Origin of the sequence: Peptococcus simiae (genome assembly GCF_046569735.1) — a bacterium.
Taxonomy (GTDB): domain Bacteria; phylum Bacillota; class Peptococcia; order Peptococcales; family Peptococcaceae; genus Peptococcus; species Peptococcus simiae_A.
In genome coordinates this window covers 1-7168 of record NZ_JBKICG010000034.1, presented here as the reverse complement: position 1 = coordinate 7168, position 7168 = coordinate 1, and the positions used below count along the sequence as shown (strand labels likewise).

The following is a 7168-nucleotide window of genomic DNA, read 5'->3' as shown; positions in this document are numbered from 1 at the left end:
ATGGGATAAAACAAACACTAAAGCTCCATTGCATAGTGGTCAGTATGAGTTTTGGCAGTTCCGCATCAACAAATCAAAAGGGAGGATAATAGGCTTTATTGTGGAAGGAATATTTTATGTTGTGTGGCTTGACCCCCATCACAACCTGACTGACAGTGCAGGGTATGGCGGAGTAATAAAGTATGCCCCTGGATTGAGTTTGTACGAAAAGCAAGAGAGAAAAATTAGTAGTTTGGAGAAGCGAGTTTTATACTTGGAAGAAGAGTTGAAGACCGCAGAAGAACTCTTAGATAAAATGTAAATGAATTTAGATAAACCTTATAATCGCTAAGGTGAGGACTGGACTGCTAGGGGTAGGAGCATAAAAATAGCCACCTATGAAGGTGGCTATTTACCAAGTGCTTATTTGTGGCGATAATTCGGTCTCTTTTTTTGTTGCCGGGTGGTTCACAATTTATGGGCTCAGACTAAATGTACTGCTTGCTAAAGAACTTCTTCCCAATTCTCAGGGAAACCCATAAAACTGAAATTGAAAGCACCTTGGTATTTATTAAAAGATTTTTTCAAATCCCTTAACAGAGATGTCCATTGTTCATTAGAATTTAACATTCTTTTTATGATTAATAAAATAGGAAATATTTTGTTTTGCTTTTTCTTATATTTTTCGTTTTCTGTATAAAGGCGAGGGTTTTCTTTTAAAGGCATATTATATAGTCTGGTATAATGAGCGCAAATATTTCTTACTTCTACAAGGCATAATATCCAATTTTTGAGATATTTTGGGCTTGTATTAAATTGGTTAGAAATCTCCTTTTGATCTTCAAATTTTAAAATACTAAAGAGGGAAGATAGAGTTCCAAATGACATAAGTTCAATAGCAGCCCAAATAGGAAAGTTACCATCATATTTTTTAAGATGATGCTTTACAAAGGGCTTGTTTTTTTGCCGTTCTATCTCCTTATCCAAATTATTTCGGATAAGGGTGTATATAGGTTTGCCTTTTTTGTTTTTCTTATAGATGAAGTTGTTTTTCTCCATAAGAGCGGTCGAACCGTATTTTATTGATAGGTGATGTGTAATTTTTGCCCTCAGTTCTATTTCAATCTGCTCAATAGTTCTTATAAGATTATTCTTGAATTGACTGTCGAAACAATAAAGACTAAAAAGCTGCTCAATGGTAATACTATCTTTATAATGTTCTCTATTGTTAGGCTTTTTTAGTCCAATCCCGTAGCCAGAAAGTCTGTAATAACTAACTTTCATTAAAACTTCTTTTGCAAAGCATTCATCGGATATTGTAAGATTGTGGTCATTTTTTAGCTTTTCAATTTGCTCATCATATGTTAAGGGCGGCTTTAGTTGCATGGTAATCCTGCTCCTTGATATAAAAAAGCCCTCTCCGTGGTCCGCATGTAGAAATCTACATTAAGCGTGGAGAGGTTCTGTTGGTATGATTATAGCATAGAAGCGCAGAAAATCAATGGCTCATATGTATTTTTAGGTGTAAAATCGCAAAATATAGATAAAAATGTTCTAAAAACGGATGGCAAGTCTAAAAAAGACGCTAAAGAGGTTGTCGTAACAGACCCGATTGACCCTGCTCTTGATTTCGCTGGCTCTGTTACCGTAGATGGTAAGGGGCATAGCGACTTCTCCTATGATGAGTCTACCCGGGTCCTCACTGTAAACCTCGGTGACGTGAAGATTGACCAGACCAAAAAGGTTGTCTTCAAGGTTACTGTCAATAAGACCGGTTACGGCAAAGAAGTGGAAAATATCGCTTCAGCAGAAGGGGCCAATGCAGAGCGAGTCTCTGACGGCTCTAAGGTCTCTAAAATTGCAGAAGGTAAGGCTAATCTTTCTATCCAGAAAACAGCCGACAAAACCGAAGCTAAGGTCGGGGACAATTTGGACTACACCATTACCGTTGCCAATGACGCTAGCGCAGAAGTAGCAGCCAACAATGTGAAAGTCACAGATCCTATCCCGGAAGGCCTTGAATGGGGCGGTATCGCTACCATTGCTAAGACAGACGCCCAAGGTAAAAGCGAACCTGGCGTAAGCGCCAAGTACGTTTATGACATGAAAGCTGGTGTCATTGAAGTCTTAGTAGGCAGCCTCCTGCCCGGTGAAAAAGCGGAAATCGTTTTACGCACTGTGGTTAAAGACGCCGCCCAAGGCAAGACCATCTACAATAAGGCAACCGGTACCGCCGATAACGCCAACCCCAAGGAAGCAGAGGTCAACCGGCCTACTGTAGTAGATAAGGGCAAGGCTGACGGCAGAGTAGGGGCCAAGTCTGTTAACAAGAGCCAAGCCAAAGTGGGAGACACCCTCTCTTATGAGATCGAAGTAGCCAACAGCCCAAGCGCTACCGCTGATTGGGAAAACGTAACCATTACAGACCCCATTCCGGAAGAACTGGAATACATTGGCCACCTTGAAAAGAATGGCAGAGGGTCCAACGACGGCTCCTTTGATAGCAAGACAAATACCTTAACCCTGAAGCCTGAGGCCCTCAAGCCTGGTGAAAAAGCTGTATACAAATTTGACGTCAAGGTCAAAGAAGCAGCGGAAGGGAAGACCATCGTTAACGTGGCAGTCCTGAAAACCCCCGGTGAACCTGACCGAAACCTGCCCTCTACCCCGGTAGTCGTACCTGAAGGCAAGGCCGGCCCCTATGTACTCAAGACCCACGACCTAGATAAAGTCGGAGACCTTGAATACCTCACCTACACCGTAGAAGTAGGTAACCGGGCTAAAGATGCCACCTGGAAAAACGTTACCCTCGTGGATACCCTGCCTAGCGAAGTACAACTCATTGGCCAGCCCACCCTCCAAGGGCAAACAGACGGCGAAGGCCTAGCCATGGTTAGCGGTAGCACAGTGACCCAGCCCATTGGGGATATTGCCCCCGGTGAAAGCGTAAAAGTCACCTATATTGTCCAAGTCAAGAAAGGGACTGCCAAGGAAGTCACCTACAAAAAAGGGACCAGCGAAAGCGAGCTAGACAAGCTCCGTAAGCAAAACGCTGTCACCCTTACCAATACCGCCAACGCTACCGGTGAAAACGGCACAGGCGGCGCCACCGACGATAAAGTCAAAGTCCCCCCGGTATTGGTACCGGAAGAGGGCGGGGGAACGGGAACGGTACCTCCTACTTTCGATAAAGGTAAACCCACCCTCGAAAAGACCTCTGAAAAGGACATTGTAGACCTAGCCACCAGAGACGGTGCCAGAAACACCTACACCATTAAGCTAACCAACACCACAGATAAGGTCTGGAAAGGTATTAAGGTAACAGACGTTTTAGATACGTCTCGCCTGACCTTTTACCGAGATAGCCTCACCATTAATGGCGTCCCCAAAACCTGGGGGAGCGACTTCAAATACGAACCCAATGGTAGCTCCATGCTGGATAAGCTCACCATCCCGGTAGGCGATATCCAGCCCGGTAAAGCCACCATTATCCAGTTCAAAGTCCTCCACGCCAACGACGGCGCAGACAAACCCTACGTCAACCAAGCCACAGCAGAAAGCAAGTCCCACGACCCTGTTAGCGGAGACGTAAGCGTTAGCTTCAATAACCCACAACCCATCTCTAAAATCCACCATGTCCTATCTGCCGGGTACACAGATGGCACCTGGGGACCCTACGCAACAACAGATAAAAACTTCCTCTCCACAGAAGAAGCAGCCGCCTTTATCGCCCGGTCCATTACCGCCGAAAAAAGGCAGGAACTCATGCAAGGAAGAGACTACGCCAGTAACACCCTTACCTTGAATAACGCTTGGGCAAGTAACCCTGTCCGCTTCATGGTTGGCATTGGCGCCCTCAAGCAATACGAACTTCTACCAACGCCACCCCTTGAAGAAAGCAAAGATTACGTCCAGTTCGGTACAGAAAACGCCCAGTTCCGCTTTGTAGCCACCCGAAACCAAATTGGGCGGATGCTCAAAGGCTGCGGCCTCACCGGCCTACCCGGCTACGACTACAGCACAGACAGAACCGGCACCCGTCTCAACCGCCTAGACTTCATTAAAGAACTAGAGCAAATCACCGGTCGAGACACCCAACCCAATACCAACGGTCTAGCAACCCGGACCTTCTCCGACACCACAGACCCAGCCGTAACAGAATCCGCCGTATGGCACAACTACGTCCTGGATAACCAAGACAGAGAAGTATGGATTGCAACAGACCTGAATAAGACCGTATCCATCTAAGAGGGGAATACCAAGAGCCGAGCATTTTTGCCCGGCTCTTTTTGTGTGTCCTCCATAACCACATGTAGTTAATAGTAGGGTGTATATAAAAAGCGAGATAAGTACAAGGAGCGCACTGATCTCGCTGGTCCAGCTTTTTGGGGTCACTCTAAAATGCCCGGCTTTTTTTCTATGGATAGAGCTTAAGATGCTTCTGGCTTGTATTTTTATTTCAAATAGTTAAGTACAGAAAAAAATGCTCCAACGGAAGCCGCATCAGCTGCTCGTGCTGAGTTGAATTCGATATTTTGTAGCATTAAAGATTGTTGTCGAGCAATCATTAGGGATCGCTCAGTGTTGCTTTCCATCTTAGATCTATGCACATATTCATCAAATAAATTAACCGCCTCTTTCATAGAATCGGCTTGTCCATTAGCAAATAATTTTTCAAAATAACTTACAGCCTCATAATTCCTATAGTCCCTTGGTATTTTTTCCAATATTTCACTATTCTCACTTGCCAATCTAAAAATTTGGTCTGAGATAAGATCTATCTCATTCCTAGCGGCAGAGAGTCCTTTATTAGGTGCATTAGGATTAAAATTTAAAGATTTTCTTATGAATTTATAGATAACAAAACATAATATCAAGCTACTAATAATAAAAATAGGAACAACGTAGCCGCTTCTTCCCGCAACAAAAAGTTCGAAAAAAATATCTAGTATATAAAAAACAATGAAGGCTGCGATTATTGCAGGAATCCAAGATATCCTAGCCTTACTTCTCTGGGTTTTTACCGTTATTACTGAAGCTTGTTGCTCTATACTTCGGGCTTTAAAATACAAGCGGTTTATTTCTTGCAAAATAGGTAATGCTTCATAAACAGATTTCATTGCTTCGTTCTTATTCATATTTTCCTCCACTATCTATTATTGGATTTTATTGAATAGGAAATTCGTGCCCGCAATTTTGACAAACCCAAAAAGCGTTTTGTCTACTGCCACGAGCGACTGAAAAAATCAATCCTAGAAGACCTCTCCGAAAAAGATTTCCCATAGAAAAGTTGTCGCTATGTTCATCATAGACAGCTTCTAAATCCATAGAGCCACAAAAGGGACATAGAGTCACAGAATATTGATCAGACGTATTCATAACTTTAATCCTCCTGTTTTAATGAGATATTGTAACTAATTTACCATACTTTTCTTTTTGTGTCATATTCTAAAATACTAATGATAAGCAAAAAAGTCGGGATAACCCGACTTTATATTTTTATTGGAAAAGCTGAGCCCAGTTATCCCAAGCTGTAGAATCCCTATGAGCAATTCCCATATATACATTAAACGGGTTTAATATATTCGCACGATGTCCAGGAGATTCCATCCAGCCTTTCATGGCATTTTCAGATGTACTTAGAACGGGGGGGAGTGCGGCTAAATTTTCTCGCATTGAGATATCTTGAGGTGCTGAAGCAAGTCCTATTTCTAGCAAAACAGTATAATATTCTTTTCCATCTAATCTGTTGTGTGGATCCCAACCATTATTTTTAGCTTTTACATAATTATCGTAATTAGTTGCACCAATCCTTTCCTGATCAATTCCAAATTCCCTCGCCCTAATCTCCGCCCCCTCACAAAGGGCTGGAGATAACTTAACCGGCTTCAGTCCATGCTCTGCCCGGGCGGCATTCACTAACTCCAGCATCCGTAGCTGGTCTGCTGTAAAGGGCTTCCGAGGGGCCTCCAGGGCCTTGTAGTACAGGCTCTTCTTAAATTCTGGTACCTGTCGCATAAAGGTATTTATTAGATTGATTTCCTCACTACTGAGGCCCTTTTTAGCCTTGAACCCTTCTACCTTTGCTAGATCTTCCTCGGTCTGAGGGCCTGACTGGGCATGAGTCTTTAACCAGGCTAATTCCTCGCTATTTAAGGCTCCCTTTTGTACTTGAGGGGTAAAGGGGTTACTGGGTGTATTTACTTCGCTAGAGGGTGTATTGGGCCTTACATTGGGCTGGACAGGGTTGGTCGGTTGTACCGGTTGTACAGGGGCAGCCGGTGTTTGAGGTTGTACCGGGTTAGCCGGTTGTGCCGGGTTAGTAGCAATCCTGGTAATAATCACTGTGCTAGTATCATTGTTCCAGTCTACTCTACCGTAGGTCTCACCAATGGCCCGGAGTGGCATAACTGTCCGGTTGCTGGAGGTAATATATGGGGCAACATCCAGCTTTACAAAATCCGTACCTGTTTTCTTGTAGCGTAGGAAATAGGGCTTATCTGCATAAAAGGTATAGGTTTCATCCTTGGCCGGGTTTTTTACAGTAATGGATCGATTTTCATTGTTCCACTCAACGCCCATTCTCAGCCCCTCCATGACGGTCCGTAAGGGCACCATGGTTCGGCTGTCCTTAATAAAGGCCCTCTGGTCAGTCTGGGGGATTGTACGTCCATCTACAGTAATGGTAATATCTCTTGCATAGCTTTCCGCTGCCTGTACAGGGCTGGCACTAGCCAAGAGGGCTGCTGCTAATACAGCTGCTGTTGCTTTCTTTGTTAAGCTTCCTTTCATGGGTAATCCTCCTTTGCTTAGCTGGCGTATTATTCGTTAGGTATATAATACCACGCATACTAGATGTAGTCAACTAATCTATTATCATTGCTATATGTAGTGGGGTGAGGGAGGGGGATGCTAGGGGGAGGAGAGGGCGAGAAAAAGAAAAGTTTGTCCTTTGGTATTATACATTGTATAATATAGGTAGTAGAAGTTTTTCTAATTCGCCTGTTCAAGGGAGGGAAAATAATGAAAAGTGTTATAGATGTGGCTAACTGGTTTTTAAGCAAAGACAGTATGACTCACAAAAAAATACAGAAATTATGCTATTATGCTCAGGCTTGGTATTGTGCGCTGTATGACGGCACCCCTCTTTTTAAAGAGGAAATTCAAGCATGGGTTCATGGCCCCGTTA

At 43.6% G+C, this 7168-nt stretch carries 6 protein-coding genes and 1 pseudogene; 3 read left to right on the top strand and 4 right to left on the bottom strand.

The features are described 5' to 3' along the window. A pseudogene (locus ACLGL1_RS09670) lies at positions 1-301 on the top strand (hypothetical protein); the annotation flags it as partial. A 182-nt stretch (positions 302-483) separates the two neighbouring features. Here ACLGL1_RS09670 and ACLGL1_RS09665 read toward each other — a convergent pair. Continuing rightward, positions 484-1365, bottom strand: a complete 882-nt coding sequence (locus ACLGL1_RS09665) for an Abi family protein (RefSeq protein WP_411008467.1) — start codon at positions 1363-1365, stop codon at positions 484-486. 66 nt (positions 1366-1431) lie between these two features. Here ACLGL1_RS09665 and ACLGL1_RS09660 point away from each other — a divergent pair, with 66 nt between their 5' ends. After that, positions 1432-4227, top strand: coding sequence for an isopeptide-forming domain-containing fimbrial protein (locus ACLGL1_RS09660; protein WP_411008466.1), 2796 nt, complete (start codon positions 1432-1434; stop codon positions 4225-4227). A 206-nt stretch (positions 4228-4433) separates the two neighbouring features. On the opposite strand, the gene ACLGL1_RS09655 is transcribed toward ACLGL1_RS09660, so the two are convergent. The 3 genes from ACLGL1_RS09655 to ACLGL1_RS09645 all read right to left on the bottom strand — a co-directional run bounded on the left by ACLGL1_RS09655 (position 4434) and on the right by ACLGL1_RS09645 (position 6771). Further along, positions 4434-5117, bottom strand: a complete 684-nt coding sequence (locus ACLGL1_RS09655; protein ID WP_411008465.1) for a hypothetical protein — start codon at positions 5115-5117, stop codon at positions 4434-4436. Positions 5118-5145: 28 nt separating this feature from the next. Next, positions 5146-5358, bottom strand: a complete 213-nt coding sequence (locus ACLGL1_RS09650) for a hypothetical protein (RefSeq protein WP_411008464.1) — start codon at positions 5356-5358, stop codon at positions 5146-5148. Positions 5359-5478: 120 nt separating this feature from the next. Further along, on the bottom strand, positions 5479-6771 hold the full coding sequence (locus tag ACLGL1_RS09645; RefSeq protein WP_411008463.1) for a stalk domain-containing protein: 1293 nt from the start codon (positions 6769-6771) through the stop codon (positions 5479-5481). A 231-nt stretch (positions 6772-7002) separates the two neighbouring features. On the opposite strand from ACLGL1_RS09645, the gene ACLGL1_RS09640 reads away from it, so the two are divergent. Then, a partial coding sequence (locus tag ACLGL1_RS09640; protein ID WP_411008468.1) for a Panacea domain-containing protein occupies positions 7003-7168 on the top strand: 166 nt, incomplete at its 3' end.